Below are 26,155 nucleotides of genomic sequence, written 5' to 3'. Positions count from 1 at the left end.
TTACGGGGAGCAGCGGTCGGGGGTTACGCGAGGGGACGGGGGTACGGGAGGGGACGGGGGTTACGGAAAGAGGGCGGGGGTTACGGAAGCGGGCGGCGCTTCAGCACGATGCAGACGACGGCTATGAGGGCGGCGGCGAGGCCGAGGAAGATGCCGGTCTCGATCCACTGGAAGGACCAGAAGTCGCTGCTCGGGTAGACCGTGCGGTAGCGGCCGGTGAAGCCCTTCTGGGCCATGCACGTCTTGAGGTCGGGCAGCCCCTCGCCCCAGGGGCAGGCGTCCGCGATCGCGTGTTTGCGGCCCGCGGCGTCGACGAAGCCGAACTCGCCGGTCGACCAGCCGCTGCCTATCTCCCGGCGGGGCGCGTCGCCCTGGCTGAGCCACACCTGCGGCGCGAACCAGTCGGAGCGGAAGCTGTTGAGCGCGAACCGCAGGGCCACGACGGCGCCGAGGACCGCGGCCATCGCGGGCAGCGTGCGCCGGATGAACAGCCCGGCGGCCGTGCCGGCGGCGAGACCGAAGAGGGCGCAGGCCACGGCGGCGGGGCCGGTGGCGTTGAAGATGTAGCCGTCGTGCCAGTAGAGGCCGTCCAGCATGTTGGAGATCGGCGACCACCACCAGGCGACGAGCGCGGCGAGGGCGGCCGAGCCGGTCACGGTGCACAGGGCGGCGAGGGCGAAGCGGGTGGTGAACCAGCGGCCGGCGCCGACGCCCTGGGTGAGGGCGAGCTTCCACGTACCGCTCTCCAGCTCGCGGCCGATGAGCGGGGCGCCCCAGAAGATGCCGATGAGGACGGGCACGGCGGTGCTGAGCGAGCCGAGGGTGCGGAGGGGGCCGGTGTTGTCGTCCAGCAGCTTGAGGGCGGCCTCGCCCGCGGCCCCGTCCTGGCAGCCGTCCCAGCCCTTGCAGGCGGCGGTGTCGATGTGGTGGCTGCTGATGAAGTCCATCATGTCCATGCGCATGACGACGACCCAGGCCGTGACGGCGAGGAGGACGGCGGCGCCGGTCAGGACGAGGGCGCGCTGCTGGCGCCAGGCCAGCCAGAGGGTGCCCTTCATGCGGCGGCCTCGGCGGCGGGTGCGGGGGTGCGGTCGGAACGCAGGTAGGCGAGCAAGAGGTCTTCCAGAGAGGGGCTTTCGGCGATCCACCGGTCGCCGGGGATCGGTCCGGTGTGACGGAGAAGGGCGTGCACCTGCCGCCCGGTGGCGGTGGCCTCGACGACGCCGGCGCGGTCGACCGCCGACGGCAGGCCGTCGTCCGTGGACGGGTCGGCGAGCCCGCTGATGCGGACGTGGGCGTCGCACAGCTGCTGGGCGTCGCCGTCCAGCCGCACGGCGCCGTGCTTGAGCAGCAGGACGTGGTCGCAGGCGTTCTCCAGCTCGGAGAGCACGTGGGAGGACATGACGACGGTGATGCCGCGGTCGGCGACCTCGGCCATGACCAGGCCCATGGCCTCGATGCGCACGAGCGGGTCGAGGTCGGCGAGCGGCTCGTCCAGGAGCAGCAGGTCGGGGCGCTTGCCGAAGGCGAGGGCGAGGGCCACGCGGGTGGCCTGGCCCTGGGAGAGGGCGCCGACGCGGGCGTCGAGGGGGATGTTCCCGGCGCGGACGATGCGCTCGGCGGCGGCTGCGTCCCAGTCGCGGTTGAGCTCGCGGCCGAAGCGCAGGGTTTCGTCGACGGTGAAGCGGGGGTAGAGCGGCTTGTCCTGGGCGAGGAACGCGATGCGGTCGCGGGCGTCCGGACCGGTCGGCTCGGTGCCGAAGACGCGGAGCTCGCCCTCGGTCGGCCGGAGCAGGCCGGTGGCCAGGTGGAACAGGGTGCTCTTGCCCGCGCCGTTGGGGCCGACGAGGGCGGTGATCCGCCCGGCGGGGAGGGCGAAGTCGCAGTCGCGGAGCGCCCAGCCACCGCGGAACCTCCGCCCCAGGCGCGTCGCCCGCAGGGCGGTGGTGGGTTCGTCGGTCACGTTGTCTTCCTCCAGCGTCTACGTCTCTGTCTGCGCGTCTGTCTAGTTCTGCGGTGGCCGGGGGGCCGGGATGAAGGGAGGCGGCAGCTCGGGGGGCGGAAAGGACTCGTCGAGGACGGAGGCGGCGAGCGCCGCGGCGTCCTCCCGCTCCAGCCCGGCCGCGCGGGCCCGGGCCACCCAGGTGACGGCCTCGGCCCGCAGCGGCGAGTCGCCCGCCGAGGCGGCCCGTGACAGGGACCGCCGCACGAACGTGCCCCGGCCGGGCCGCGGCTCCACGAGCCCCTCGCGCTCCAGCTCCCGGTAGGCGCGCAGCACGGTGTTGGGGTTCACGGCGACGGCCTCGACCACTTCCCTGGCCGTCGGCAGCCGGTCCCCCGGCTCCAGGACGCCCAGGCGGAGCGCCTGCCTGACCTGCTGAACGAGCTGCAGGTAGGTGGCCACGCCGCTGCGCCGGTCGATCCGGAACGCGATCATTCGGCACCCTCGTTTCACTAACGTGTTAGTGGAATGATGCGGAGGTGATGTTGAAGTCGTCAAATCCGAACGGTGCGCGTTCGGGGGACGACGGAGGGTTGGGCGGAGCCCGCGAGGGGCCTATGAGGGCCCTACGAGGGGAGGGCTGTGGCCTGCATGACGGCGCGCATGGCACGCCGGATGCCGTCGGAGCGACGCCGGATCTCGTCGGGATCGCGGCGGCAATCGGCGTACGGGGAGGGAAGCCCGCGGCAGTCGCGACAGACCCCGCCGGGGAGGGCTTCGGGGCGGCCGGGGGTGCGGCAGGTAGTGCACTCAAGAATGCGGAGGGGAGGGCGGAAGCGCGGTCCGGGTGCCGATCCCGCCTCCGGCTCCGGTTCCGGCTCCCGCTCGGGCGGCATCTTGTCGATGAGCCGCCGCCGGGCGAGGGCCCCGGCACTGTGCACTTCGGGCGGCAACCCGGCGGTGAGGGCGCGCACGACCTCGTCCTCACGGGCGCCGAGATCCAGCCATTGTGCGGCGAGCGCTTCGAGGGCCTGGCACTCGGCGGCGGAAAGGGTCATACGGGGGTCGACGCGGCCGAGGGAGGCGAGGAGGAGGTAGGCGCGGGACCGCTGGGAGCGGGCGGGCCGGGGCGCGGCCCGCTCGCCGGTGGCCTGAGGCGGCGCGCCACCGGCCAGGACGGCCTCCCATCGTCCCTGGCAGTACGAGAGAAATACGTCCGCGTGACCCAGTGCCAGCTACCGCCGTCACCCTTGATCCGCTCGGTCACCCGCCGCAGATGCCCGGCTTCCGACAGCCGCCGGAGGGCGGTGCGGCAGGCGGCCTGCCCGTAGTCGGCGAGGTGCGCGGCCAGGGTCTTCGCGTCCATCGCGGCCCCTTCGGGAAGCCGGTCGACAAAGGCGGCGATGGAGGCTTCACGCGGCCGTAAGTGGGCGAAGTCGCCCCGACGGCGGGGGGCTTGATCGGGTGCGGTGCGCTTGCCGTAGCCGGGGGCGGCGACGGGGTGCGGGTGCGGGGAGCGCTGGGCAACGCTAAAGTCGGCATCAGCCATGGGATCGAGGCTCGATTCGATCTCGTTGGTCAAACCCCGGCAGGCGTTCCAGCGCCTGACCGGGGTTGTTTGTTGCTGCGAACGCTAGGACGGGACAACAGGATGTCGCAACCCGATCACGAAAAGTGAACAGGCCGTGGTATAGGCGACGTTGGGAGGGAGGGTGGGTTGAACCCACCCCCCATTCCACAAAAAGAGCGCCCGGATCCCGCCCCCCGAAGCCCGGAGCTCAAGCCCGCCGGAACTCCTTCGTCGGGGAGGGGCCTGGCATCACGCAATCCCCTACGCCGAGTTCGAGAAGTCTTCTCCGTTGCAGAGGTAGACCGGACGCCCGGAGGCAAGCGCGGCCACTGCGGCGGCGAATCGGCGGGCGAGCCGGGGGCGAAGTATCGCGGCTGCAGCATGACCGGGTGTGAAGCGCGCTTCGGAGAGCTCGGCATCGCGAGGCCGGAGGGCAGTGGCCGCCTCGTCGTCGATGACTCCCCCGTCGAATATGAAGGCCACCTGGTCGTCCCAGGGGCCGTGCGGAGCGACCCAGTCGACCACCAGCAGGCCCCGGACCACCACGGTCAGCCCCAGTTCCTCCTCAAGCTCCCGGAGCACGGCTCGGTCCGGGGCCTCATTCGCCTCCGCCATGCCGCCGGGCAGGTCCCAGCCGGGTTTGTAGGTCGGCTTGACCAGGAGGAAGCGCCCATCGGTATCGCGCAGGAGGAGGTCGGCGGCGACGCGCTTCCGGGCCTGTTTGGCATTGCCCTCGGCCAGGTAGGCATGCCAGGCCGCCGGGTCGTCCTCAGGGCTCGGCGTCATAGGGGCCGACCGGGCTCGCGGGGGCGCACGATGTCGGCAAGGAGCACCGAACGCTGCCTGGTGCTTTCGTCCAGCCGGACCAGGAATTCCTCCACCGGCCCGTAGCACCGGTGGCATGCGAGGTCATTGCGGACGTCGGCCAGCTGCTTGAGGAAGCGAACGGACCCCAGGTCAGGGCTTGTGCGGAGAAGCTCGGCACCGGCGTCGACCGCGGCATCCAAGTCGGCCCGCCGGATATGGATGTTCACGAGAGCGAGGCGGCTGAGCGCCAGGGAACGGGCCCGGCCGTCCGCTCTCAGATCGATGGCCAGCCGTGCGGCCTGCAAAGCCTCGTCGTGTTTGCCCATGTCGCTGAAGGCGAGCGCGGACTCGCTGGCCAGCGATGCGGCGTCGAACGGGCTCGTCCAGGAATGCTCGGCCTGCCGTGGCGCGCTCAAGGCTTCCCGGGACTGCTCCAGTGATCGTTCCGCTGCGTCGGTCCTGCCGACAGCGGCCAGGGCCCTCGCTTCCATGGCCCGAAGGCGAGCCATCAGTGACGGAACACGTGGGCCCCGGCCGGCTGTGTCGAGACCGGTCTGCGCCCAGTGGACGGCCTGCGCCGGATCTCCGGCCTGCAGAGCGAGGTGGCTGCTGCTGGCCGCGATCCCCGCCGTCAAGGGCACGTCGCCTGACATGCGGGCGAGGGGCAGAGCGCGGACGAAGTGCCTTTCGGCGAGGTCGTCGCGCCCCGAGTCGTGGGCCATCCAGCCGGCCATCTCGGTGAACGCAGCGGCGGCGGCAAACGCTCTGGGGCCGCTGGCCGAGTCGACCAGGCGCCGGGCGACGTGATCACTCAGGTGCCGCACGACAGCCTGGTACAACCGCCCGCCGCCCGCTCGCCGGTCCGCGTCCCGGAAGGTGCCGACCGTGTCGAGGTCATCGCCGTCGGGTGGCGGCACGTTCGAGTCGGCAAGCTCCGCGCGGGGCTCCCACGTTCTCCGAGCCAGCCCCAGCAGATGGCCGGGAATGTGCAGGGCGTCCGCGATCTGTTCGAAGATGGCGAGCTTTTCGACCCGGCTCTTCCCGTTCATGTAGTCGTAGAGGCGTCCCTGCGTGACCTCGACAACGGCGGCGAGGCGCCGGGTACTGACTCCGCGGTGATTGAGCAGACGGAACACCGCGCCCATGTCCCGCCGGGCACAGGCCGACCTGAAGCGCTCGTCCTGCAGCAGGCCTGCGACCACCTCCTGCGGGCTCGGCGCGTGCATCCCCACCCGGTCCACCTCCGGCCCTGACTCCATCTCGGGGTCACCCCGTGGTGTCACGCCGCAGCCGACCGAGGCCGTTGACTGGGCTGCACGCCGGATTCCCCGGCGGCGAAGGCGACTTCGCTCGCACCGCCCGTTCCTCCGACGACGCACGAGGCACCGTATGACTCCGATCCACGCTACAGACATTTCCCCGCGCGAGGGCGCGCCCTCCGCAAACCCCAAGGACCTCGGCACGCGCGTGGCGGAGGTCAACAGGACGAGCCGGATCAACGCGGCTGCGAGCGGCGAAGGGACCTGCGGCCCCGAGGCGGTCGCCTCTCGTCCCTGCAGGACGTGCTTCCGGCTGACGCTTGCCTGCGCGGTGGCGGTACGGGACGGGCGGTGGGGTGAGTTCGCTGCGCTTTCCGCAGTAAGGGCACGGCACTGGGCAGAGGCTCACCCAGGAGCGGTTGATCTCGCGTGAGGGGGCGGTATTCCGCCGACCGGCCGGCGCATCGTGGTGGGCGTCGAGACAGGCCGGCAGCGAGGAGACAAGCTGTGTTGCGCATTCGGACGGCCGAGCAGGGGCAGTGTTCAACCGGCTTTGAGGAGGGTCATGGCAGAGCTCGTGCCTTTCGAGGAAATCACCTGTTTTTTCGAGGACTTCGCGCATACGGCGTGGCGGCTGGAGACCCGGCGCGGGTACGCGTCGGACCAGCTCGGGCCCAAGTGGGCCCGGTTCCGGGCCGGGGAGACGGCGTTCGGTTACCAGCCGGAGCAGCCCTGGCACGCCAATGTCCGGAAGCAGACCGGGCTCGGGAAGCGGTTCGAGCGGGTGCGGCTCGTGGACGATCCGCCTACGGAAGGGCAGCGCTTTCTCCTCGCGTCCGGGCTGGGGAACGTCGAGGCGGGCGAGGACATCCGGAATCTGTACCGCGCTGATGCCGTGCCCATCGGGCTGCCGGACGACGACTTCTGGCTGTTCGACTCCCGGACTGTCGTGGAGTTCGTCTTCGACGGCAACGGGCAGGATCTCGGCGTCCGCATCCTTGAGGACGCCGAGAGCGTCGTCCGTGCTTGCCGGGTCCGGGACGCGGCCTGGCATCACGCGGTCGCCACGCAAAGCTTCCAGGCGCGGATGCCCGGGACGCTGCGGGGCCGCCGCTAAGCCGCCACCCGCCTCCCCAGCCCCTTCAGGATCACCACCGACGCCGCGCTCACCGTCACCCCAGCCGCGATAGCCACCACGTACAGCAGTGGCCGACCGATCAGGGGGATGACGAAGGCGCCGCCGTGCGGGGCGCGGAGGGTGCAGTTGAAGGCCATCGACAGGGCGCCCGTCACCGCGCCGCCCGCCATCGCCGACGGGATCACCCGCAGGGGGTCCGCCGCCGCGAAGGGGATCGCTCCCTCCGAGATGAACGACGCGCCCAGGACCCACGCCGCCTTGCCGTTCTCGCGTTCCGTCTCCGTGAAGAGGCGGCCGCGTACGGTCGTGGCCAGGGCCATGGCCAGGGGTGGGATCATGCCCGCCGCCATGACCGCGGCCATCACCTTCAGGCTGCCCTCGTTGGGGTCGGTGAGGCCGCCGACCGCGAAGGCGTAGGCGACCTTGTTCAGCGGGCCGCCCAGGTCGAAGCACATCATCAGGCCGAGGATCGCGCCCAGGGCGACGGCGTTCGCGCCGTCGAGGCCGCCGAGCCAGTCCGTGAGGGCCTTCTGCAGCGAGGCGACCGGCTTGCCGACCACCAGGAACATCAGGAAGCCCACCACGGCCGAGGTCACCAGCGGGATCACCACCACCGGCATCAGGCCCCGCAGCGGACGCGGTACGCGCAGCCGCTGTACGGCGGTCGCCGCCGCGCCCGCCAGCAGGCCCGCGATCAGGCCGCCCAGGAAGCCCGCGTTCACGGTCAGGGCGATGGCCCCGCCCACGAAGCCGGGGACGAGGCCGGGGCGGTCGGCCATCCCGTACGCGATGTAGCCCGCCAGGACCGGTACCAGGAACCCGAACGCCGCCCCGCCGACCTGGAACAGCAGCGCCGCCCAGCTCGCCGTCTCCGTCCACGCGAAGTGTTCCGCGACGGACGGCGCCTTGTTCACCTCGTAGCCCCCGATGGCGAAGGCCAGTGCGATGAGCAGGCCGCCCGCCGCCACGAACGGCACGACGTAACTCACGCCCGTCATCAGCCACGTGCGGAGGCGAGTGGCGAAGTTGTCCCCAGGCCGGGAGGCCGCTTCCATCGGAGAGGGCGTCCGGACTCGGCCCTCCTCCGGTTCCTTCTCCGGTTCCTTTTCCTTCTCCGGTTCCTTTTCCTTTTCCCTCGCCTCCGCCTCCCTTACCTCCGCTATGAGTTCCGCCGCCCTGCTGATCCCCGCCTTCACCCCGACGTCCACCGTCGGCTTCCCCGCGAAGCGCTCCCGCCCCCGCACCTCCACGTCGTGCGCGAGGATCACCCCGTCGGCCGCCGCGACGACGTCCGCGTCCAGCTGCGTGTAGCCCGCCGAACCCTGCGTCTCCACCGCCAGCTCCACGCCCGCTTCCCGCGCGGCCTTCTCCAGCGCCTCCGCGGCCATGTACGTGTGGGCTATGCCCGTGGGGCAGGACGTCACCGCCACGACGCGGAAGCGGTCCGCGACCGCAACGGGCGGCGTCTCCTCGACGGGCTCTTCCTGCGGCACCTCCTCGCCCCTGATCAGCGCCGCCGCCACCTCCGCGCTCCCCGCGCCCCGCAGCGCCTTCGTGAACTCCTCGTCCATCAGCTGCCGCGCGAGGCCCGACAGGATCGTGAGGTGGTCGCTGTCCGCCCCCGCCGGCGCCGCGATGAGGAAGATCAGGTCCGCCGGGCCGTCCGGCGCCCCGAAGTCGATGCGGGCCGCCGAGCGGCCGAAGGCGAGCGTCGGTTCCGTGACGTGCGCGCTGCGGCAGTGCGGGATGCCGATGCCGCCGTCCAGGCCCGTCGGCATCTGGGCCTCGCGCGCGGCGACGTCGGCGAGGAAGCCCTCCAGGTCGGTCACGCGGCCGAGGGCCTGCATGCGCTCGGCGAGCGACCGGGCCGCCTCAGCCTTCGTGGCGGCGGACCGGTCGAGCGCGAGGTCGACCAGCGCCGCGCTGATCAGCTCGTGCGCCCCGGGCGCGCCCGTCGCGGTCTCGCTCGTCGCGGGCTCGCTCCTCGCGGTCTCGCTCATCGCGGGCTCCCTTGTGTCGGTTCCGTCAGTACGCGGTCGAGCGGGACGTCGGACGTCACCGTCACCCCCGCCGGGTCGAGGTCGGCCGGCACCGGCATCGCGCTGCCCGGCAGCTGGACGGCCGCCGCACCGTGGGCCAGTGCGGAGGCCAGCGCGGCGGGGCCCGTGCCGCCGGCGGCGAGGAAGCCCGCGAGGGACGCGTCCCCCGCGCCGACGTTGCTGCGCACGGCCGCGACCCGCGCCGTGCCGAAGTACGTGCCCGAGTCGTCGACGAGCAGCTGGCCGTCGGCGCCGAGGCTGGCCAGGACGGCCCGCGCGCCCTGCTCCCGCAGGCCGGCGGCCGCCCGCACCGCGTCGCCGACGGTGGCCAGGGCCCGCCCGGTGGCCTGGGCGAGTTCCTCGGCGTTGGGCTTGACGACGTCGGGGCGCTCGCGCAGGGCCGCGGTCAGGGACGGGCCGGAGGTGTCGAGGGCGATCCGGGCCCCGGCGCCGTGCGCGCGGGCCACCAGGCGCCCGTACCACTCGGGGGCGAGGCCGCGCGGCAGGCTGCCGCAGCAGGCGATCCAGTCCGCGCCCGCCGACCGGCTCCGTACGACCGACAGCAGCGACTCCGCCTCCCCCGCGGTGAGTTCGGGGCCCGCGGCGTTGACCTTGGTGAGGGTGCCGTCGGGTTCGGCGAGGGCGACGTTGACGCGGGTCGAGCCCTGCACGGGCACGCCCGCGACCTCGATGCCGTACGCGCCGAGCAGCCGCTCCAGCAGCGCGCCCTCCGCCCCGCCGAGCGGCAGGACGGCGACGGTGCGCCGCCCGGCGGCCGCGACCGCGCGGGAGACGTTGACGCCCTTGCCGCCCGGGTCGACGCGGTCGCCGGCCGCGCGCAGGACGGCGCCGCGCTCCAGCGACGGGATCTCGTAGGTGCGGTCGAGGCTGGGGTTGGGGGTGACGGTGAGGATCATGCTCGGACCACCGCCGGGCCCGCGGCCTCGATGTCCCGGGCGTCCTCGGGGGCGAGCCCGGCGTCGGTGATCAGCAGGTCGACGTCGGAGAGTTCGCCGTGGCGGGCGAAGTGCCGCTGCCCGTACTTGCCCGAGTCGGCGAGGAGGACGACGCGCCGGGCGGCCCCGGCGGCGGCCCGCTTGACCGCGGCCTCGGCCAGGTCGGGGGTGGTCAGGCCGCCGTCGGCCGAGAAGCCGTTGGTCGCGAGGAAGGCCACGTCGGCGTGGATCTCGGCGTACGCGCGCAGCGCCCAGGCGTCGACGGCGGCGCGGGTGCGGTGCCGGACCCGCCCGCCGACCAGGTGGAGGGAGATGCCGGGGTGGTCCGCGAGCCGGGCGGCGACCGGCAGGGCGTGGGTGACGACGGTGAGCGCGCAGTCGAGCGGGAGGAGGCCGGCGAGGCGCGCGGCCGTCGTCCCCGCGTCGATGATCACGCTGCCGTCGGCGGGGAGTTCGGCGAGGGCGGCCCGGGCGATGGCGTCCTTCTCGCCGGCGGCGGTCGCCTCGCGCTCGGCGAGGTCGGGCTCGAAGTCGAGCCGCCCGGCGGGGATGGCGCCGCCGTGCACCCGGCGGACGAGGCCCGCCCGGTCCAGGGCCTTGAGGTCGCGCCGGACGGTCTCGGCGGTGACCTGCAGCTCCTCGGCCAGGGAGAGGACGTCCACGCGTCCGCTCTCGCGGGCGAGCCGCAGGATGTGCTGCTGACGCTCCGGTGCGTACATATTTTACGTCCGTTCCATGCCCGAGTCTGTGGTTCTCGCGGAGGTTACCGCCGATACGGGCAGGAAGTAAACAGATTCAAAAACGGAGCGCCGGGCGGGCCGGGAATCCGGCCCGCCCGGCGCTCCGGGGGTTCCAGCGGGTCAGGCCGTGGCCGGCTCCGCCTCGTTGGCCATCGCGGACGCCTCCGGCGCCTCCGCGGCCGCGGCCTTGTGCTTCGGGAGCAGGAACATCAGCCCCGACACCACCACCAGGCCGCCCACGACCCACCACATCGCGTGCGTGAACGCACCGCTGAAGATGTCGGCCACCGTCTCGTGCCGCGGGTCCGCCTTGTCCACGACGGAGAAGAACGCCACCGAGACCAGGCCGAGCCCGATCGCCTGGCCCAGCTGCATCGTGGTGTTGATCAGGCCGGACGCGGAACCCGCGTGCTCGCGCGGCACCTCGGAGAGGATCGCGTCCGTGATCGGGGAGACGATCAGGCCCATGCCCGCGCCCATCACGATCAGCGGCAGCGCCATCTGCCAGGAGGTGATGTCCGCGCCGTAGCGGTCGGCCTCCCAGATGTAGGTCAGCACGCCCGCGGCCATCACGACGGCGCCCGCCGAGAGGACGTTGCGCCCGAAGCGGGGCACCAGCTTCTGCACGGACATGCCCGCGGCCACCGAGACGGCGATCGAGAACGGGATGCCGGTCAGGCCGGCCCGCAGCGGGGACCAGCCGAGGCCCATCTGCATGTACATCGTCCACACCATGAAGAAGATGCCGGTGGTCATGCCGAAGACCAGCTGGACGCCGACGCCGCCCGCGAAGCTCCGGACCTTGAACAGCGACAGCTCGACCAGCGGCGATCCGTCCTTGCGGGTCTTGTGGCGCTCGTACGCGATGAAGCCGGCGAAGACGGGCACGGACGCGGCCATGGATATGAAGCCCCACAGCGGCCAGTCGTGCTCGCGGCCCTGGGTGAGCGGGAAGAGCAGCATCAGCAGGCCGGCGCTGGCCAGGGCCACGCCCACGAGGTCGAGCTTGAGGGCCTGCGGGGCCTTGGACTCGGTGATGAAGCGGCGGCCGAGGAGCAGACCGGCGATGCCGACCGGCAGGTTGATCAGGAAGATCGGGCGCCATTCGAGGCCGAAGAGGTTCCACTGGGTGAGCAGGGCGCCCAGCAGCGGGCCGGAGACGGCGCCGAGGCCGACGACCGCGCCGAACATGCCGAAGACCTTGCCGCGTTCGTGCGCGGGGAAGGTGACGTGGATGATCGACAGGACCTGGGGGACCATCAGGGCGCCCATGAGGCCCTGCAGGACGCGCGCCGCGACGAGCAGCTGCGGGTCGCTGACGACGCCGCAGAGCATCGAGGCGAGCGTGAAGCCGCCCATGCCCAGCAGGAAGACCTTCTTGCGGCCGTAGATGTCGCCCAGCCGGCCGCCGGTGATCAGGCCGATGGCGAAGGCCAGCGCGTAGCCCTCGCTGAGCCACTGCAGGACGCTGAACGAGGCGTCGATGTCGCGCCTGATGCTGGGCATCGCGATGTTGACGATCGTCACGTCGACCAGATCCATGAAGGAAGCGGTCATCACTACCGCGAGCGCCAGCCAGCGGCGGCGGTCGGTGGGCGGTGAATCGGTGGTCATGGATGGACCTGGCCTTTCGGTGGTGTGGGTGAGGTGTGGGATGCGTTTTTGCGTATGACCCGACCGTAGACCCCATATAGGACAGCTTGTGTCCCACTTCGCTGCCACCCTGGTGTTATGACCGACACTCCGGCACGGCTCCTGAATCTGCTCTCCCTGCTCCAGACGCCGCGCGAGTGGCCCGGCAGCGAACTCGCCGAGCGGCTCGGGGTGACCACGCGCACCATCCGGCGCGACATCGAACGGCTGCGGGACCTCGGCTATCCCGTGCAGGCGACCATGGGCGCCGTCGGCGGCTACCGGCTCGCGGCCGGCGCGGCCCTGCCACCGCTCGTCCTGGACGACGAGGAGGCGGTCGCGATCGCCGTCGGGCTGCGGGCGGGGGCCGGGCACGCCGTCGACGGCATCGAGGAGGCGTCCGTACGGGCCCTGGCCAAGCTGGAACAGGTGCTGCCGTCCCGGCTGCGGCACCGCGTCTCGGCGCTGCAGGCGGCCACGGTGCCGATCACCTCGGGCGACGGCGCGACGGTCGACCCGCGGACGCTGACGGTCATGGCCTCGGCGGCCACCGGCCACGAGCGGCTGCGCTTCGCCTACCGCAAGGGGGACGGCACCGGGACGCAGCGGCTCGTCGAGCCGCACCGGCTGGTGAGCACCGGGCGCCGCTGGTACCTCGTCGCCTACGACATCGACCGCGAGGACTGGCGCACGTTCCGCGTGGACCGGGTCAGCGAGCCGTTCGCGACGGGCGCGCGCTTCACGCCGCGCGAGCTGCCGGCGGCGGACGCGGCCGAGTTCATGAACCGCTCGCTGGGCCGGATGCAGCCGACGGTGCGCGTCGTCGCGACGCTGCACGCCCCCGCGGAGTTCGTCGCAGCGCGGCTCCCCCAGCACGTTGGCGCGCCGCAGCCGGTGGACGACCGCACGTGCCGCCTCGACCTGGAGCTCACCGACTCGGTGGAGTGGATCGCCTTCCGGCTGGCGCTGCTGGACTGCGACTTCACCGTCCACGAGCCGCAGGGCCTGGTGGACCACCTGCGCGAGCTGGGGGCGAGGATCACCCGGGCCGCGGCGGGGTGATCGGGCGGCGCCTGCCGCAGCGGCGTGGAGCGGGCGCAGCGGCGTGGAGCGGGCCGCAGAAGCGTGGAGCGGGCCGCAGCGGCGGCGTACGGCGCAACAGCAACGTACGACGCAAAGGAGGGCCCCGACGCAGGGGGGGGTGGCGCCGGGGCCCGGTCTATGAGGTTATGCCCTATTAAGCCGCTACGTCACTACGGCGCACTACGCCGCCGCGTCGAAGCCCGTGTCGTGGGCCATCTTCTTGAGCTCCAGCAGGGCGTGCTTCTCGATCTGCCGGATCCGCTCACGGGTGAGGCCGTGCTGCTTGCCGACCTCGGTGAGGGTGCGCTCGCGGCCGTCCTCGATGCCGTAGCGCGCCTTGATGATCGAGGCGGTCCGCTGGTCGAGGCGGCCGATCAGGTCCTCCAGCTCCTCGCTGCGCAACAGGGCGATCACCGACTGCTCGGGCGACACCGCGGAGGTGTCCTCCAGCAGATCGCCGAACTGGGTCTCGCCCTCGTCGTCGACGGACATGTTCAGGCTGACCGGGTCACGGGCCCAGTCCAGGACGTCGCCGACGCGCTCGGGGGTGGTGCCCAGCTCCTCGGCGATCTCGGAGTGCTCGGGGTCGCGCCCGTTCTCGCGGTTGAACTCGCGCTGGACGCGCCGGATCCGGCCGAGCTCCTCCACCAGGTGGACGGGCAGCCGGATCGTGCGGGACTGGTCGGCAATGGAACGGGTGATCGCCTGGCGGATCCACCACGTCGCGTACGTGGAGAACTTGAAGCCCTTGGTGTAGTCGAACTTCTCCACCGCGCGCACCAGGCCCGCGTTGCCCTCCTGGATCAGGTCGAGGAGGGGGAGGCCGCTGCGGGGATAGCGCCGGGCGACGGCGACGACGAGGCGCAGGTTGGACTTGATGAAGACGTCCTTGGCCCGCGCGCCCTCGGCCGCGATGACCTCGAGCTCCTCGCGCGACGCGGCCTCGGCACCCTTTCCCGGCTTCCCCGGTTCCTCATGGCCGTCGAGGAGCTGCTGGGCGTAGACGCCCGCCTCGATGGTCTGGGAGAGCTCGACCTCCTTGGCGGCGTCGAGCAGGGGTGTACGTGCGATCTCGTCGAGGTACATCCCCACCAGGTCGCGGTCGGCGATCTCGCCGGAGGCGCGCGCGCTGCTCGCCCCCTCAGCGCCCTTGTCGGCAGTCTGACGACGGGCGACGGCACGGGTTGCCATGCGTACTCCCTTGCGATGAGTCGGTCGCGGGACGGACGGGCTCGATAGGGCTTCCCTGTAAGGGCGGACCCTGTCACGGTTGCCCCGTCCGATGGAAAGAACGACTGGAATCCGGACAGAATTCCCACGGAACGTCTTCTTTTTGGTGATCATGCAGTACCCTGTGCGGCCGCAGACCGGAATGCATGCCGAGGAGACCTACGGAAGCGCAGGTCAGACCGCACGGGAAGGCGTCCCGGGGACCTCACGGACCCCTGTCGCCGCGGCCGGGTGAGACGGCCGTCACGGAGGCGCGACAGCCGGCGCCCCGGCCGGGAGCCGTCGCCCTTGACCGTGCTCCCACCCTCAAGGACGACGCGGACGGCCCCGTGGTTGCCACGCTCCGTTTGATCGAGTTGCCCGTACCCCCGCACGGGTGTGCGCTGGTGGGACGAGAGAGGAGCCCCGCGATGACGCACTCGATCATGCCCGGGCGCCACCACCACGCCCACGAGGGCCCCGGCCCGGTGGCGCGCGGCACCCACCTCCCCGCCGGGCACGCACCCCGGTTCACCTGGGCCGTACCCGTCGTCGGCGGGGTCGCGCTCGGCCTGTTCGCCATCTTCCTGGCGAGCAACAACGGCTACTCGGTGGCCGCCGCCGTGCTCATCGGCGTGGTCGCCGGCCTGATCGCCATGGCGGCGGGCTACGCCCTGCTCCACGAGCGCAACACGATGATCGCCGAGGTCCGCGCGGCGGCCTTCGGGGCCCTCTTCGGCGGCAGCATGGGATTCCTGCACAGCCTCAGCGGCGGCACGGTGCTGCGCTCCACGGGCATCGGACTGCTGACGGGGTTCGGCATGGGCCTCGCCTCGTACTACGTCTTCTACTGGCACGAGCACCGGGCGGACGTGTGACGGGACCGGGTGAGCGGCAGGCCCCGGGGAGGTGACGGGACCCAGCGACGTAGGACTTCAGACGGTTCCGTGTATCTGACAACCGGCCCTAGCGTGAGGGCCGATGTCACTCTCCGAACTGCACCGAGCGCTTCGCCAGCCCCATCCAGAACCCGTCGATGACGCTGCGCTGACCGTCCAGCTCGCCCTCGGCGGCGCCGAGGGTGACGAAGAGGGGTGCGAAGTGCTCGGTCCGCGGGTGGGCGAGGCGTCCCGCGGGGGCCTTGCGCTCGAAGTCCAGGAGCGCGTCGACGTCCCGGGCCTCCAGCGCCTCGCGGCCCCACGCGTCGAACTCCGCAGACCAGGCGGGCGGCCCGGAGCCCGCGTGCCGCAGCGCGGCCAGGTTGTGGGTGAAGAAGCCGCTGCCGACGATCAGCACGCCCTCGTCGCGCAGGGGCGCGAGCTTGCGCCCGATCTCCATCAGCCGGCGCGGTTCGAGGGTGGGCAGGGATATCTGCAGGACGGGCACGTCGGCCTCGGGGTACATCTCGGCCAGCGGCACGTAGGCGCCGTGGTCCAGGCCCCGCTCCGGGACGTCCTGGACGGGCGTGCCCGCGCCGCGCAGCGTCTTGCGGACGCGCTCGGCCAGCCCGGGGGCGCCCGGGGCGGCGTAGCGGACCCGGTAGTAGTGCTCGGGGAAGCCCCAGAAGTCGTAGACGAGCGGCACCGTCCTGGTGGCGCCGAGGGCGAGCGGCGCCTCCTCCCAGTGCGCGGAGACGACGAGGATCGCGGTGGGGCGGGGCAGCTCCGCGCCCCAGGAGGCGAGCTGGGCGGTCCACAGCTCGTCGTCGGCGAGGGGCGGGGCGCCGTGGGAGAGGTAGAGCGCGGGCATGCGCGCGCCGGTACGGGTGTCGGTGGCCGGCATGGACCCTCCTGGTCGGGGCAGTACTCCAAGGAGTACTTGAAATCTCAAGCTCTTGGGTTTGAGCTTAACTCGGCCTTATTTAAACTTCAAGGATCCAGAGCGCGACCGAGAGCGCGACAGCAGCGACAGGAAGCCGGTGGGTGAAACAGTGGATGTCATGACCAAACGACCCGAAGAGGACACCGCTCGTACGGAGCGGAAGGCCTCCGCCGCCGCGGCGGAGCCGCGCTGGCTCACCGACGCCGAACAGGACGTCTGGCGGGCGTTCCTGCACGCCACCACCCTGCTGGAGGACCACCTCGACCGGCAGCTCCAGCGCGACGCGGGCATGCCGCACGTCTACTACGGGCTGCTCGTCTCGCTCTCCGAGGCCCCCCGCCGCCGGATGCGGATGACCGAACTGGCCCAGCACGCCAAGATCACCCGGTCGCGGCTCTCGCACGCCGTCGCACGGCTGGAGAAGAACGGCTGGGTGCGCCGCGAGGACTGTCCCTCCGACAAGCGCGGCCAGCTGGCCGTCCTCACGGACGAGGGCTTCGCGATGCTGCAGCGGTCCGCCCCGGGCCACGTCGCCGCCGTCCGGGCCGCGCTCTTCGACCGGCTCTCCCCCGAACAGGTCGTCCAGCTGGGCGACATGTGCCGGACGATCGCGGAGGGGCTGCAGCCGGCGGGCGCGGACCTGCCCTGGCTGCGCTGACGCCGCTCCGGTTCGCGACGTCCTCCGTGGCGTCCGCATGCGCGAAGGCCCCCGCCGTACGTGGCGGGGGCCTTCGTCAGTTTCTTGCTCCGTTACTTGCTCCGTGCGCCTGCTCCGTGCAGGTCAGTGCGCCATGACCGGGACGGAGTTCTCCGCGCCCTCGCCGTCGCCCGAACCGGCGACCGCGCCGCCCTGGTGACCGGCATTGACGAAGGTGACCGCGACCAGCGCGGCCAGCGCCAGGATGCCGACGGCCCACCACACGGCGGTGGAGTAGCCGTGCACCATCGACTGGAAGGTGAGCAGCTTCGGGTCGGACCCGGCGCCCGCGTGCGACTTGAAGTAGTCGGTGGTGGCGCTGGCAGCGATGGTGTTCAGCAGAGCGGTGCCGATGGCACCGCCGACCTGCTGCGAGGTGTTGACCATCGCCGAGGCGACACCGGCGTCACGGGCCTGCACGCCGTACGTGGACAGGCTCATGGCCGGCATGAAGGCCGTACCCATGCCGAGGCCCATCAGCATCAGACCGGGCAGGACCACCGCCGCGTAGGAGGTGTCCAGGTCGATCCGGGTGAGCAGGACCATGCCGACGGCCGCGAGCAGGAAGCCCGGGCCCATCAGCCAGCGCGCCGGGACGCGGGTCATCAGGCGGGCGCCGATCTGCGTGGAGCCGGCGATCATCGTGGCGATCATCGGCAGGAACGCGAGACCGGTCTTGACCGGCGAGTAGCCCCGGACGATCTGCAGGTAGTAGGTCAGGAAGAGGAACAGGCCGAACATCGCGATGGCGGCGAGGCCCAGCGAGATGTAAACGCCGGCGCGGTTGCGGTCGGTGAGCACGCGCAGCGGCAGCAGCGGGGCCTTGACCTTCTTCTCGACGAGCACGAAGGCGAACAGCAGGACCGCGGCGGCGGCGAAGAAGCCGAGGGTGCTGCCGGCCGTCCAGCCGTCGGACTCGGCGCGGGTGAAGCCGTAGACCAGCGAGACCAGGCCGAGGGTGGCCAGGATGACGCCGGGGACGTCCAGCTTCGAGGGGTTGCGGCCCTCGGCCGGCTCACGGATGACGGCGATCGCACCCGCCGCGGCGACGACGGCGAAGGGGATGTTCACGAAGAACGTCCAGCGCCAGTTGAGGTACTCGGTGAACAGGCCGCCGAGGATCAGGCCGACACCACCACCGGCACCGGCGATGGCACCGAAGATGCCGAACGCCTTGGCGCGCTCCTTCGCCTCGGTGAAGAGGACGGCGAGCAGCGACAGGGCGGCCGGGGCGAGCAGCGCGCCGAAGACACCCTGCAGGGCGCGGGCGCCCAGCAGCATCCCCGTGTTGACCGCGGCGCCGCCGAGCGCCGAGGCGGCGGCGAAGCCGATCAGGCCGATGACGAAGGCCCGCTTGCGGCCCCACAGGTCGGAGACGCGGCCGCCGAAGAGCAGCAGACCGCCGAAGGCCAGGGCGTAAGCCGTGATGACCCACTGCCGGTTGCCGTCCGAGATGCCGAGGTCGGCCTGGGCGGAGGGCAGGGCGATGTTCACGATGGTCGCGTCGAGGACGACCATGAGCTGGGCCAGGGCGATGAATATGAGCGCTTTCCAGCGCTTCGGGTCAGGGGCGGTACTGATGTCTGGCATGAGTGTGTCTACCTCGGCGCGCAGTGGAGCGGGACGGTGGGGTCGTGGTGGTGGTGCAGGCCCGGCGGGGCCTGCGAAGTCTGGGGGGTCACCGGGGGGTGGAGCCGGATCCGGGGCCGGCACCCGGGCCTGACGCCTCGTCGGCATCGGCATCGGCGCCGACGCCGGGACCGGCCGCGGAACAGTGCTTGTGGCGGCGCAGGTCCTCCAGCGTGGCGGCGGATCCCGGGAGTTCGGACCGGGCCGGGGCCATCAGGCCGTCGAGGAACAGCTGCAGGTGCCGGTGGACGAACTGATCGAAGGCCGCACAGCCCTTGCCCGGCAGCGGCCGGGTCAACTGCGTGATGGCGACGATGAGATCACCGAGTCCGATGTCGCCGCGCAGCTGACCTGACGCGCGGGCGTCGGCCATGATGCGCTCGACCTGCCCGTCGAGACGATCGCGCGCCGCCACCAGCTCGGGGTGGTTGGGATCGACGCCCTCGTCGAGCAACGTGCAGAGCGCGCCCACCCGTTCGTCCGCGGCGGCGTGGACGAACCGCCTCAGCGATCGGAAAGCATCGGGCTCCTCAGCTCGTGCCGCCTCGGCCCGGTCCGCTAGACGGGCCATGACGGAGAGGGTGACATGGTGGATCAGCTCGCGGCGGTCCGCGAAGTGCCGGTACAGCGTGGCATTTCCGACCCCGGCGCGTCGAGCGATTTCATCGAGGGAGCTCTCCGCCCCGTACTCGACCAGCGCTTCCCGTGCGGCGGCGATGATCCGCTCGCGGTTGCGCAGGGCGTCGGCGCGGAGGCGCGGCGGTTGAGCGGTGACCACGGCCTTGCTCCTTCGGGGCGGGGGCGGGGGGCGGACGGGCGGGGCGGAACCCGGGCCAGGACCCGGGCCAGGGCCCGGGGCGCGACCCGGGGAAGAACCGGGGAGAAGCTCCCCGTTTTCCTCGGACGAGGGGTAAACGGGGAGAAGGTCCCCGGATATTTCACCGACCGCATGTGATGCGCGTCACCTATGCGGCGCTCCGCCCCGGCATGCCCCATCTGCCGCAGCCCGGGGAGCGCGCGGGGCCGCGGCGGCAGAAGGTGATCAGAGAGCGGCGGCGCGCCCCGGAGGGGCCGGAGGGGCCGGTCCCGGTCGCGCCCCGGAGGTGCCAGTCCTGGAGGTGCCCGCATGAGCCCCGGCCCGGAGACTCCGGCATGAAGGCCCTGGCCGTCGTGGTCATGGCGGCCACCGCGCTCGCGATGACGTCGCCGGTGCCCGCCGGGCACTTCGGGCCCGGCGCCGAGGCCGGGGCGGGCGGGCCGCCCGCCGCCGGGGACACCGGGGGACGGCCGCCCTCCGGCCCGTGCGCCCTGCCCGGCGCCACCGACAACGTCTCCGAGACCGCGCGGACGCCGCCCGGCTACGCCCGCTCCAGCGGCACCGTCCGCGCCGTCACCTTCCTGATCGACTTCCCGGACTCCCCCGCCACGACCACCCCGCAGGCGCGCTACGCCGAGTTCTTCCCGGCCGTCGCGGACTACTACCGGGCGAGCTCCTACGGGCGGCTCGACTACCGCTCCACACCGGTGCTGCGCTGGATCCGGATGTCGCGCCCGTACGCCGCCTACGGGATCGAGCGCGGCACGCCCTTCGACGCGGAGAGCGACGACGGCTACCACGCGATCGCGGCGGAGATCCTCGACGCGGTGGACGACACCGTCGACTTCCGGCGCTACGACCTGATCAACGTGCTGGTGACGCCGGGCGCGGGGCCGCCGGCCACCGAGGACGTGCGGTCGGTGACGTTCGCCGGCTCGCCCACCGGCCTGACCACGGCCGACGGCGCCCCCTTCAAGAACGTCTCGTTCATCTGGAGCCGCCAGACGGGCGACAGCCCCTTCCGCGTCCTCAACCACGAGAACGCCCACAGCTTCGGCCTGCCCGACCTCTACTACACGGGCCGCGGCGCCGCGCTGCTGAAGACGCCCGTGGGCCACTGGGACCCGATGGACGAGGACTGGGGCCCGTCCAACGACTTCCTCGCCTGGCACAAGTGGAAGCTGGGCTGGCTCGCACCCGCGCAGGTGCGCTGCCTCGACGGGCCGGGCGTCCGCTCCTTCGCCCTGACCCCCACGTCGGTCCCGGGCGGTCTCAAACTCGCGGTCGTCCCCGTCTCCCGGCACACCGTGATCACGCTTGAGGCGCGGACGCCCGGGCCGCTGGACCACGCGGTGTGCCGCTCCGGCGTCCTGGTCACCGCGATCACCACCACCATGTCCACGGGCTCCGGCCCCGTGCGCACGGCGGACGCCACCCCCGGCAGCAAGGGCTGCTACACCACGGACCTGAACGTGAACGCGGCGCTGAGCGACGCCCCGTACACCGCCGGGCAGCGGTACACCGGGCCGCCCGGCATGACCGTCGACGTGCTCGGCGAGGACGACGAGGGCGACTGGCAGGTGCGGGTGCGGACGGTCAGGCCGCGCGCCAGTGACGGCGCCCGAGACTGATCAGCCGCAGCTGCCGCCCGGCGGTGTCGGCGATGGCGCGCTCCTCCTCCGGGGACGCCTCCAGGAACGCCGACGCGGTCATCACGAGGTGGTCGACGTAGAGCCCGGCGAGCATGCGCACGTCCTCGGCGCTCCACCCCTGCGAGACCTCCTGCGCGGCGAGGGCGGCGGCGACCTCGTCCCCGAACCGCTCCAGCTCCGCCGCGATGGCCTCCCGCACCGCCCGCACCCCGCCGTGCCGTTCGCGGGCGATGAAGCGCACGTGCGCCGGATGCCGCCGCACATGACCGGCGACGGCCTCGACGCTGCGGTCGATGACCTCCTCGGCCTCCTGCTGCTCCGCCAGCACGGCCCGGATCATCACGTGCAGGCTGCCGAGCGACTCCTCCACGAGCGCGACGCCGAGCTCGGCCATGTCCCGGAAGTGCCGGTAGAACGCGGCGGGCGCGACCCCCACGACCCGTGTGACCTCCCGCAGCCCGAGGCTGCTCAGACTCTGCTCCTCCAGCAGCCGCAGCGCGGCGTCGAGCAGGGCCTGACGGGTCTTCAGCTTCTGGGCCTGACGGACCCCGAGGGTGGCGTGGGTGCTGCTGCTCATGGATTCAGTAAACAACTGTTTGCCACGGGACGCCAGGAGCGCTACGCTGGATTTCAGTGAACAACTGTCATTCCAACTGTTCACCCAAGAAGGGGAAGGACATGATCTTCCTAGTGGCGGCCGTGCTCCTCCTGGGAGTCCTCGTGGGCGCCGCCGCCCATCTCACACTCCCCGTGATCATCCCGGCGGCGACGGCGATCGCCCTGTGGCTGCTGGTCTTCGCGATCCGCGAGCGCAGGAGGGAGCACTGACATGCCGACGACTCCGACGACGACCCTGACGAAGCGACCGCAGCCCCGGCAGCGAGTCCAACCGCAGCCGCAGCCTCAGCCGGAGAAGCCGCCCGCCCGCCGCCGCGAGGCCGACGGCATGGCGGTCGCCTCCTTCGTCCTGGGCCTGGTGGGCCTCCTGATCTTCAACATCGTCCTGGGCCCCCTGGCCCTCGCCCTGGCCGGCCTCGCCCTCCTCCGCGGCACGAACCGCCCCGGCCGCGCCGCCCTGGGCCTGACCCTGGGCGCGGCCGACCTGATCGTCCTGGCCGCCCTGGCCACCACGGACCACACCCTCTCCTGGAGCTTCGGCCCCTGACCCCCGCCCGCCGCCACCCGCTACACTGGCGGCTACCTTGCCTCCGTAGCTCAGGGGATAGAGCACTGCTCTCCTAAAGCAGGTGTCGGCAGTTCGAATCTGCCCGGGGGCACCAGGGAAAAGACCCTCAGCCGATCTTGGCTGGGGGTCTTTGACATCCACAACTGACATCAACGCCCATGGTCATGGGCGGTCGTGACACGATCAATGCCGACTGAGGCCATGCGGCAGAGGCGGATCAGGTCGTAGCAGGCGGAGCGCCCAAGGCCAGACCGCGCCGCGACTTCCCGCACGGTGAGCGGCTCAAACGTTACGGTGGTCATGCCGCCCCCTCCAAGGCTTCCCGGGCGGTTTCGCGGTTGGCTTTGAGGTTGTGGGCGATGGTGGCGGCGAGCCAGGATTCGCCGGGGCTGTGGCCTTGTCCGGCGTAGGTCCAGTGAGCAAGGACGCGTGTGGAGCCCTCCGTGTTGTCGAGATCTTCGGAGAGTCCGCGTTCGCGGCGTTCCTGGCGGGCGCGGTAGTCGGCACGGACCTGTCGGAGGGTGCCCAGGGTGGTGGAGTAGCGGCGGCTTTTGATGGAGAAGTGGCCTCGGAAGCCGAGCATGTGAGCCCAGCGCGCCAGCAGCCGATCCGGGTAGGCGTCATCCAGCTCCTAGCACGCTTCGATCAGCCGCCGCGTGTGCGCGGGCAGGAGCAGCTTGTCCAGTTCCGAGCCGAGAACTTTGGCAAGCTGACCAAGAACGCTCATGCGGTCCAGTGGCAGGCGCCGGGTTCCCTTCGACGCTACGAAGGTACCCACCCCGATTCGTGGCGCTGTCAGTAAAAGTGACAGTGGACGCCCGAACCACCCCCCGGCGTGCCGGAGTTACGGATTTCTCTACTTCATCAAGGCTCGCTTCGCTCGCTGCGTGGCCACCCCACGCAGCGAGCCCACACTTACCCATGCAGGTGTTCGGTCGGCCCCATGGCTATGCCCACCGCAGATCCCGCCCCGGATACGTGGGCGTGGCCGAGGCCCACGACTGAAGCCGCCCTGGCCCTACCACCTGCGCCGCAAGCATCCGGATCCTCGCAGATCTGGAGCCGCGCAACGCGGCGGCGCCGGACGACGCCGCCGCCCGGCCCCTTATGTCTACGCCACGGGGCCGGTCGCCGTCGCCGTCCGCGCCCACAGGTGGGCCAAAGACGGGACGGCGGGAGGGCCGGGCGGCTCCAGGGCTTTACCCACCTCCCGGTCCGGGTCCCGCGTCGGGCAAGACCAGGGGGCCACTCGGACACATTGCGGGCAGGGGTGAAACCTGCCCGAGTTGCCAGCAAGCGTACGGCCCCCTGGCCATGCCCGACCCCAGACCGGGCAGGACACCGGCCAAAGCCCTGGAGCCGCCCTCCGCGTCATGTTCGGGGCCAGGTGGGGGCCCATGGGGCCTGCGGCTTCTGGGGCCGGAGGGGTAAGGTGCCCTGGGATGAGGTCGTCCGCACGGTAAAGGGCGGGACCCGGGGTGCGGATAGGGCCGTTTGCCTCATCCCCTCCACTTGGGTTGAGCCAGGAGTCGGCGAACCAGTCCTGAGCGTGTCTGACATCCACGTCTGACATCAACAGCAGCAGACATGGCTGGACCCTGGCGATTCTCCATGGAGCGGGATCGTCACCCGTAGTGTTGTGTCCAGCACTGCATCAGCACCTCGATCGAACTCCTAAAGCAGGTGTCGGCAGTTCGAATCTGCCCGGGGGCACGTCGCACGGCCCCGGACGACTCGTCCGGGGCCGCTTGCGTGAGCGGGCCCGGGGCCGAACAGTCCTGTGGCGAGGGCTGCGAGGGCGAGCGCAGTGGCGCTCCACAGCAGCGGTGTGATGCCGGCCGCCTCCACGACGAGCCCGCCGAGGAAGGCGCCCAGGGCTATGGCGGCGGTGAAGACGCCCACGTACAGACCGGTGACGTGTTCGGCGCGGTGCGGTGCGGACTGCGTCATCCAGATCTGGCCGGCCACCGACAGCCCGCCGTAGGCCAGGCCCCACAGAGCGATGCTGACGCCGGCGATGGTGCCGAAGAGGGCGAGTAGGGCGACCGACGCACCGATGCCGACTGTCAGGCCCAGCACCGTGGTCCGCGCCCGGCGCGCCGCGAGGGCCCCGGAAGCGAAGTTGCCGATCAGCCCGAAGACGCCGTAGACCAGCAGGAGCAGGGCGATGGTGCCGGGTGTCGAACCGGTGCGCTCTTCCAGGACGGGTCGCACGTAGGTGTAGGCGGCGAAGTGCGCGGTGACGAGGAAGACGATCAGCGCCAGACCGGCGGCCACCGAAGCGTTGCGCAGCAGCGGTTCGCGGCCGGCGTGACCCTCCCCGGCCGGTGCGGCCGGGCGCGGAAGGCGGGGCAGTGCCATCAGCAGACCGGCCGCGAGGAGCACTGCGGCGGCGGACAGCGAAGCGAACGCGGCTCTCCAGCCGAAGGAGTTGCCGACGAGCGTGCCCAACGGCACGCCGATGACCGAGGCCGCCGCGACCCCGCCGATGGCGAGGGACACCGCCAGCGTGGCATTGCGTGGCGCCACGAGCCGCGGCGCAACGGCGGACGCCAGGCCCCATACCGCTCCCATCCCCACCCCGATGACGACCCGGGAGACGACGAGCAGGCCGAAGCCGCCGGCCATGGTGGTCAGCGCGTTGCCGGCCGCCAGCACCACCATGGCCACGGCCAGCACCACGCGGCGGTCGAGCGCACCGAGGAGGCGCGGGACGGCCGGGGCGGTGACAGCGGTGACCAGACCGGTGATCGACAGACTGAACCCCGCCGTGCCCGGGCTGATCCGCAGGCCCTCGGCCATCGGGGTCAGCACGCCGACCGGCAGCATCTCCGACGTCACGACCACGAACGTGCTCAGCGCCAACACGGCGACCGCCACCCACTGCCACGGCGTGGTGCGCGCCGAAGGGGAGCCGGAGCCCTCGACCGACGTATGTGAACTCATGCTGCCAGCCAAGCAATGCGGCAGAGCGGGAACAACAGCGATCTCCTCAACGATCGATCAGCTAGCCTGATCGATGAGCTGCCGGAAGCGACGCCCGGAGAGGACGCGATGAACCAGGTCCACGTCCAAGAGATCGAGTGCCTGCTCACGCTGGCCGAGGAGTTGCACTTCGGCCGGACGGCCGCACGCCTGGGATACTCGCAGAGCCGTGTCAGCCAACTCGTCGCCGGCCTCGAACGCCGTGTCGGCGTAAAGCTCGTCCAGCGCACCAGTCGACGCGTGGGACTGACCCGATTCGGCGCGCAGTTCGTCGACGAGGTGCGCCCGGCCTACGAGGCACTGCTCACCGTGTTCGCCCAGGCCCATGAGCGCGCCAGCCGTGGCGCCCTGTGCCAGTTGCGCATCGGCTTCAGCGGCAGCATCTACGAAGAGGTCACCGAGGCCTCCCGCCGGCTGCGCGCCCACCACGAGGTCACGACGGCGCTGAGCGAGATCCCCTTGGGCTCGCCCTTCTCGGCCGTGCTCGACGGGCGACTCGATGCCGCCGTGGTCGAGCTCCCCGTGAGGGAAGCCGCCCTCACCGTCGGGTTCCGCTTCCCTCCGCAGGACCGGCTGCTCGCAGTCGCTTCCTCCCACCCCCTGGCCGCCGCCGGCCGGGTGCACGTCGAGGAGCTGGCGGATCTGGACGTCCTCCGTCCGACCGGTGACGCCCCGGACTACTGGATGGCCGCCCGCGTGCCCCTCTCCACGCCCGCAGGGGCACCTGTCCGTTCAAGTACGGGGATCACCACCGTCCAGGAGGGCCTCGTCCTCGTGGCCGCCGGCGACCACGCCATGCTGATCTGCCGCCCCCTGGCGGAGCGCGTCACCCGCAGCGACGTGCGCTACCTCGCGATCGACGGCCTCGACGAGCCCTCGCAAATGGCCCTGGTCTGGCGCACCGACCGCGCGACCCCGCACCTGGCGCTGCTCGCCCGGCTCCTCGGCGAGGAGTTCTCCCGGGCGGAGGTCCCCGAGAGGCTCTCTGCGTGA

The 26,155-nt window shown here is 71.9% G+C and carries 25 protein-coding genes, 2 tRNA genes and 1 pseudogene; 10 read left to right on the top strand and 18 right to left on the bottom strand.

Annotated features, from left to right (window positions below):
• Window positions 1–80: 80 nt before the first annotated feature.
• The 7 genes from NQU55_RS25005 to NQU55_RS24975 form a co-directional block, all read right to left on the bottom strand.
• Window positions 81–1,058 carry an ABC-2 membrane transporter-related protein gene (locus NQU55_RS25005; protein ID WP_168095192.1) on the bottom strand — a complete coding sequence of 326 codons (978 nt, stop codon included), beginning with the start codon at window positions 1,056–1,058 and terminating at the stop codon, window positions 81–83.
• Window positions 1,055–1,963 carry an ATP-binding cassette domain-containing protein gene (locus tag NQU55_RS25000; protein ID WP_256791173.1) on the bottom strand — a complete coding sequence of 303 codons (909 nt, stop codon included), beginning with the start codon at window positions 1,961–1,963 and terminating at the stop codon, window positions 1,055–1,057. The genes NQU55_RS25005 and NQU55_RS25000 overlap by 4 nt, the downstream gene beginning before the upstream one ends.
• A gap of 42 nt (window positions 1,964–2,005) precedes the next feature.
• On the bottom strand, window positions 2,006–2,437 hold the full coding sequence (locus NQU55_RS24995; RefSeq protein ID WP_168095191.1) for a GntR family transcriptional regulator: 432 nt from the start codon (window positions 2,435–2,437) through the stop codon (window positions 2,006–2,008).
• Between the two features lie 131 nt (window positions 2,438–2,568).
• Window positions 2,569–3,000, bottom strand: coding sequence for a hypothetical protein (locus tag NQU55_RS24990; RefSeq protein ID WP_256791172.1), 432 nt, complete (start codon window positions 2,998–3,000; stop codon window positions 2,569–2,571).
• On the bottom strand, window positions 2,997–3,491 hold the full coding sequence (locus NQU55_RS24985) for a hypothetical protein (protein WP_168092729.1): 495 nt from the start codon (window positions 3,489–3,491) through the stop codon (window positions 2,997–2,999). The genes NQU55_RS24990 and NQU55_RS24985 overlap by 4 nt, the downstream gene beginning before the upstream one ends.
• Before the next feature lie 282 nt (window positions 3,492–3,773).
• On the bottom strand, window positions 3,774–4,298 hold the full coding sequence (locus tag NQU55_RS24980) for an NUDIX domain-containing protein (protein WP_168092730.1): 525 nt from the start codon (window positions 4,296–4,298) through the stop codon (window positions 3,774–3,776).
• Entirely contained in the window at window positions 4,295–5,545 is a 1,251-nt protein-coding gene (locus NQU55_RS24975; protein ID WP_168092745.1) for an NsdA family TPR-like regulatory protein, read from the bottom strand. The genes NQU55_RS24980 and NQU55_RS24975 overlap by 4 nt, the downstream gene beginning before the upstream one ends.
• A 598-nt stretch (window positions 5,546–6,143) precedes the next feature.
• On the opposite strand from NQU55_RS24975, the gene NQU55_RS24970 reads away from it, so the two are divergent.
• Window positions 6,144–6,695 carry a DUF6879 family protein gene (locus NQU55_RS24970; RefSeq protein WP_168092731.1) on the top strand — a complete coding sequence of 184 codons (552 nt, stop codon included), beginning with the start codon at window positions 6,144–6,146 and terminating at the stop codon, window positions 6,693–6,695.
• Here the strand turns inward: NQU55_RS24970 and NQU55_RS24965 are convergent.
• The 4 genes from NQU55_RS24965 to NQU55_RS24950 form a co-directional block, all read right to left on the bottom strand.
• A complete protein-coding gene (locus tag NQU55_RS24965) occupies window positions 6,692–8,716 on the bottom strand; it encodes a PTS fructose transporter subunit IIABC (protein ID WP_168092732.1) in 2,025 nt (674 codons plus the stop codon). The two genes, NQU55_RS24970 and NQU55_RS24965, sit on opposite strands and share 4 nt — an antisense overlap.
• Complete coding sequence (pfkB, locus tag NQU55_RS24960) at window positions 8,713–9,672, bottom strand: 1-phosphofructokinase (protein WP_168092733.1); 960 nt, start codon at window positions 9,670–9,672, stop codon at window positions 8,713–8,715. Before pfkB ends, NQU55_RS24965 begins: the two co-directional genes overlap by 4 nt.
• Entirely contained in the window at window positions 9,669–10,430 is a 762-nt protein-coding gene (locus NQU55_RS24955) for a DeoR/GlpR family DNA-binding transcription regulator (RefSeq protein WP_168092734.1), read from the bottom strand. Before NQU55_RS24955 ends, pfkB begins: the two co-directional genes overlap by 4 nt.
• Before the next feature lie 141 nt (window positions 10,431–10,571).
• Complete coding sequence (locus NQU55_RS24950) at window positions 10,572–12,065, bottom strand: MFS transporter (protein WP_168092735.1); 1,494 nt, start codon at window positions 12,063–12,065, stop codon at window positions 10,572–10,574.
• A 117-nt stretch (window positions 12,066–12,182) separates the two neighbouring features.
• Here NQU55_RS24950 and NQU55_RS24945 point away from each other — a divergent pair, with 117 nt between their 5' ends.
• The gene (locus NQU55_RS24945; protein WP_168092736.1) at window positions 12,183–13,145 is read left to right on the top strand and encodes a helix-turn-helix transcriptional regulator; all 963 of its coding nucleotides are present in this window, start codon (window positions 12,183–12,185) and stop codon (window positions 13,143–13,145) included.
• A gap of 201 nt (window positions 13,146–13,346) precedes the next feature.
• Here NQU55_RS24945 and NQU55_RS24940 read toward each other — a convergent pair whose 3' ends face one another.
• The gene (locus NQU55_RS24940) at window positions 13,347–14,357 is read right to left on the bottom strand and encodes a sigma-70 family RNA polymerase sigma factor (protein WP_168092737.1); all 1,011 of its coding nucleotides are present in this window, start codon (window positions 14,355–14,357) and stop codon (window positions 13,347–13,349) included.
• Between the two features lie 449 nt (window positions 14,358–14,806).
• Here NQU55_RS24940 and NQU55_RS24935 point away from each other — a divergent pair, with 449 nt between their 5' ends.
• Window positions 14,807–15,253, top strand: a complete 447-nt coding sequence (locus NQU55_RS24935; protein WP_168092738.1) for a hypothetical protein — start codon at window positions 14,807–14,809, stop codon at window positions 15,251–15,253.
• A gap of 106 nt (window positions 15,254–15,359) precedes the next feature.
• Here NQU55_RS24935 and NQU55_RS24930 read toward each other — a convergent pair whose 3' ends face one another.
• Window positions 15,360–16,157, bottom strand: a complete 798-nt coding sequence (locus tag NQU55_RS24930) for a dioxygenase family protein (RefSeq protein ID WP_168092739.1) — start codon at window positions 16,155–16,157, stop codon at window positions 15,360–15,362.
• A gap of 157 nt (window positions 16,158–16,314) precedes the next feature.
• Between NQU55_RS24930 and NQU55_RS24925 the strand changes: the two genes are divergently transcribed.
• A complete protein-coding gene (locus NQU55_RS24925) occupies window positions 16,315–16,854 on the top strand; it encodes a MarR family winged helix-turn-helix transcriptional regulator (protein ID WP_168092740.1) in 540 nt (179 codons plus the stop codon).
• Window positions 16,855–16,977: 123 nt separating this feature from the next.
• Here NQU55_RS24925 and NQU55_RS24920 read toward each other — a convergent pair whose 3' ends face one another.
• On the bottom strand, window positions 16,978–18,483 hold the full coding sequence (locus tag NQU55_RS24920; RefSeq protein ID WP_168092741.1) for an MFS transporter: 1,506 nt from the start codon (window positions 18,481–18,483) through the stop codon (window positions 16,978–16,980).
• 88 nt (window positions 18,484–18,571) lie between these two features.
• Complete coding sequence (locus NQU55_RS24915) at window positions 18,572–19,300, bottom strand: TetR/AcrR family transcriptional regulator (protein WP_168092742.1); 729 nt, start codon at window positions 19,298–19,300, stop codon at window positions 18,572–18,574.
• 374 nt (window positions 19,301–19,674) lie between these two features.
• Here NQU55_RS24915 and NQU55_RS24910 point away from each other — a divergent pair, with 374 nt between their 5' ends.
• Window positions 19,675–20,970 (top strand): M6 family metalloprotease domain-containing protein, encoded by a 1,296-nt coding sequence (locus NQU55_RS24910; protein ID WP_168092743.1) that lies wholly within the window; start codon window positions 19,675–19,677, stop codon window positions 20,968–20,970.
• Here the strand turns inward: NQU55_RS24910 and NQU55_RS24905 are convergent.
• Window positions 20,936–21,568: a TetR family transcriptional regulator gene (locus NQU55_RS24905; RefSeq protein ID WP_168092744.1), complete on the bottom strand. Its 633-nt coding sequence runs from the start codon at window positions 21,566–21,568 to the stop codon at window positions 20,936–20,938. The two genes, NQU55_RS24910 and NQU55_RS24905, sit on opposite strands and share 35 nt — an antisense overlap.
• A gap of 101 nt (window positions 21,569–21,669) precedes the next feature.
• On the opposite strand from NQU55_RS24905, the gene NQU55_RS24900 reads away from it, so the two are divergent.
• The 3 genes from NQU55_RS24900 (at window position 21,670) to NQU55_RS24890 (ending at window position 22,271) form a co-directional block, all read left to right on the top strand.
• Window positions 21,670–21,819 carry a hypothetical protein gene (locus NQU55_RS24900; RefSeq protein WP_256791168.1) on the top strand — a complete coding sequence of 50 codons (150 nt, stop codon included), beginning with the start codon at window positions 21,670–21,672 and terminating at the stop codon, window positions 21,817–21,819.
• 1 nt (window position 21,820) lies between these two features.
• Window positions 21,821–22,156: a hypothetical protein gene (locus tag NQU55_RS24895; RefSeq protein WP_240976611.1), complete on the top strand. Its 336-nt coding sequence runs from the start codon at window positions 21,821–21,823 to the stop codon at window positions 22,154–22,156.
• Window positions 22,157–22,195: 39 nt separating this feature from the next.
• Window positions 22,196–22,271 (top strand) — tRNA-Arg (locus tag NQU55_RS24890).
• Between the two features lie 204 nt (window positions 22,272–22,475).
• Here NQU55_RS24890 and NQU55_RS24885 read toward each other — a convergent pair.
• Window positions 22,476–22,865, bottom strand: a pseudogene (locus NQU55_RS24885) (replication initiator); the annotation flags it as partial.
• Window positions 22,866–23,801: 936 nt separating this feature from the next.
• On the opposite strand from NQU55_RS24885, the gene NQU55_RS24880 reads away from it, so the two are divergent.
• Window positions 23,802–23,890, top strand: a tRNA-OTHER gene (locus tag NQU55_RS24880).
• Here the strand turns inward: NQU55_RS24880 and NQU55_RS24875 are convergent.
• Complete coding sequence (locus NQU55_RS24875; RefSeq protein ID WP_168094333.1) at window positions 23,852–25,123, bottom strand: MFS transporter; 1,272 nt, start codon at window positions 25,121–25,123, stop codon at window positions 23,852–23,854. The two genes, NQU55_RS24880 and NQU55_RS24875, sit on opposite strands and share 39 nt — an antisense overlap.
• A 108-nt stretch (window positions 25,124–25,231) precedes the next feature.
• On the opposite strand from NQU55_RS24875, the gene NQU55_RS24870 reads away from it, so the two are divergent.
• Window positions 25,232–26,155, top strand: coding sequence for a LysR family transcriptional regulator (locus NQU55_RS24870; RefSeq protein ID WP_168094332.1), 924 nt, complete (start codon window positions 25,232–25,234; stop codon window positions 26,153–26,155).

It is taken from the genome of Streptomyces telluris, assembly GCF_024519335.1.
GTDB classification, from domain to species: domain Bacteria; phylum Actinomycetota; class Actinomycetes; order Streptomycetales; family Streptomycetaceae; genus Streptomyces; species Streptomyces telluris.
This window is presented reverse-complemented; position numbering and strand designations above follow the sequence as displayed.

What these genes read in the sequence shown, in the direction of transcription:
- NQU55_RS24920 (WP_168092741.1), bottom strand. Translation starts at nt 18,483, where the DNA reads ATGCCAGACATCAGTACCGCCCCTGACCCGAAGCGCTGGAAAGCGCTC.
- NQU55_RS24875 (WP_168094333.1), bottom strand. Translation starts at nt 25,123, where the DNA reads ATGAGTTCACATACGTCGGTCGAGGGCTCCGGCTCCCCTTCGGCGCGC.
- NQU55_RS24950 (WP_168092735.1), bottom strand. Translation starts at nt 12,065, where the DNA reads ATGACCACCGATTCACCGCCCACCGACCGCCGCCGCTGGCTGGCGCTC.
- NQU55_RS24945 (WP_168092736.1), top strand. Translation starts at nt 12,183, where the DNA reads ATGACCGACACTCCGGCACGGCTCCTGAATCTGCTCTCCCTGCTCCAG.
- NQU55_RS24940 (WP_168092737.1), bottom strand. Translation starts at nt 14,357, where the DNA reads ATGGCAACCCGTGCCGTCGCCCGTCGTCAGACTGCCGACAAGGGCGCT.
- NQU55_RS25005 (WP_168095192.1), bottom strand. Translation starts at nt 1,058, where the DNA reads ATGAAGGGCACCCTCTGGCTGGCCTGGCGCCAGCAGCGCGCCCTCGTC.
- NQU55_RS24935 (WP_168092738.1), top strand. Translation starts at nt 14,807, where the DNA reads ATGACGCACTCGATCATGCCCGGGCGCCACCACCACGCCCACGAGGGC.
- NQU55_RS24900 (WP_256791168.1), top strand. Translation starts at nt 21,670, where the DNA reads ATGATCTTCCTAGTGGCGGCCGTGCTCCTCCTGGGAGTCCTCGTGGGC.
- NQU55_RS24895 (WP_240976611.1), top strand. Translation starts at nt 21,821, where the DNA reads ATGCCGACGACTCCGACGACGACCCTGACGAAGCGACCGCAGCCCCGG.
- NQU55_RS24970 (WP_168092731.1), top strand. Translation starts at nt 6,144, where the DNA reads ATGGCAGAGCTCGTGCCTTTCGAGGAAATCACCTGTTTTTTCGAGGAC.
- NQU55_RS24870 (WP_168094332.1), top strand. Translation starts at nt 25,232, where the DNA reads ATGAACCAGGTCCACGTCCAAGAGATCGAGTGCCTGCTCACGCTGGCC.
- NQU55_RS24975 (WP_168092745.1), bottom strand. Translation starts at nt 5,545, where the DNA reads ATGCACGCGCCGAGCCCGCAGGAGGTGGTCGCAGGCCTGCTGCAGGAC.
- NQU55_RS24980 (WP_168092730.1), bottom strand. Translation starts at nt 4,298, where the DNA reads ATGACGCCGAGCCCTGAGGACGACCCGGCGGCCTGGCATGCCTACCTG.
- NQU55_RS24905 (WP_168092744.1), bottom strand. Translation starts at nt 21,568, where the DNA reads ATGAGCAGCAGCACCCACGCCACCCTCGGGGTCCGTCAGGCCCAGAAG.
- pfkB (WP_168092733.1), bottom strand. Translation starts at nt 9,672, where the DNA reads ATGATCCTCACCGTCACCCCCAACCCCAGCCTCGACCGCACCTACGAG.
- NQU55_RS24985 (WP_168092729.1), bottom strand. Translation starts at nt 3,491, where the DNA reads ATGGCTGATGCCGACTTTAGCGTTGCCCAGCGCTCCCCGCACCCGCAC.
- NQU55_RS24930 (WP_168092739.1), bottom strand. Translation starts at nt 16,157, where the DNA reads ATGCCGGCCACCGACACCCGTACCGGCGCGCGCATGCCCGCGCTCTAC.
- NQU55_RS24965 (WP_168092732.1), bottom strand. Translation starts at nt 8,716, where the DNA reads ATGAGCGAGACCGCGAGGAGCGAGCCCGCGACGAGCGAGACCGCGACG.
- NQU55_RS24910 (WP_168092743.1), top strand. Translation starts at nt 19,675, where the DNA reads ATGAAGGCCCTGGCCGTCGTGGTCATGGCGGCCACCGCGCTCGCGATG.
- NQU55_RS24995 (WP_168095191.1), bottom strand. Translation starts at nt 2,437, where the DNA reads ATGATCGCGTTCCGGATCGACCGGCGCAGCGGCGTGGCCACCTACCTG.
- NQU55_RS24990 (WP_256791172.1), bottom strand. Translation starts at nt 3,000, where the DNA reads ATGACCCTTTCCGCCGCCGAGTGCCAGGCCCTCGAAGCGCTCGCCGCA.
- NQU55_RS24955 (WP_168092734.1), bottom strand. Translation starts at nt 10,430, where the DNA reads ATGTACGCACCGGAGCGTCAGCAGCACATCCTGCGGCTCGCCCGCGAG.
- NQU55_RS24925 (WP_168092740.1), top strand. Translation starts at nt 16,315, where the DNA reads ATGACCAAACGACCCGAAGAGGACACCGCTCGTACGGAGCGGAAGGCC.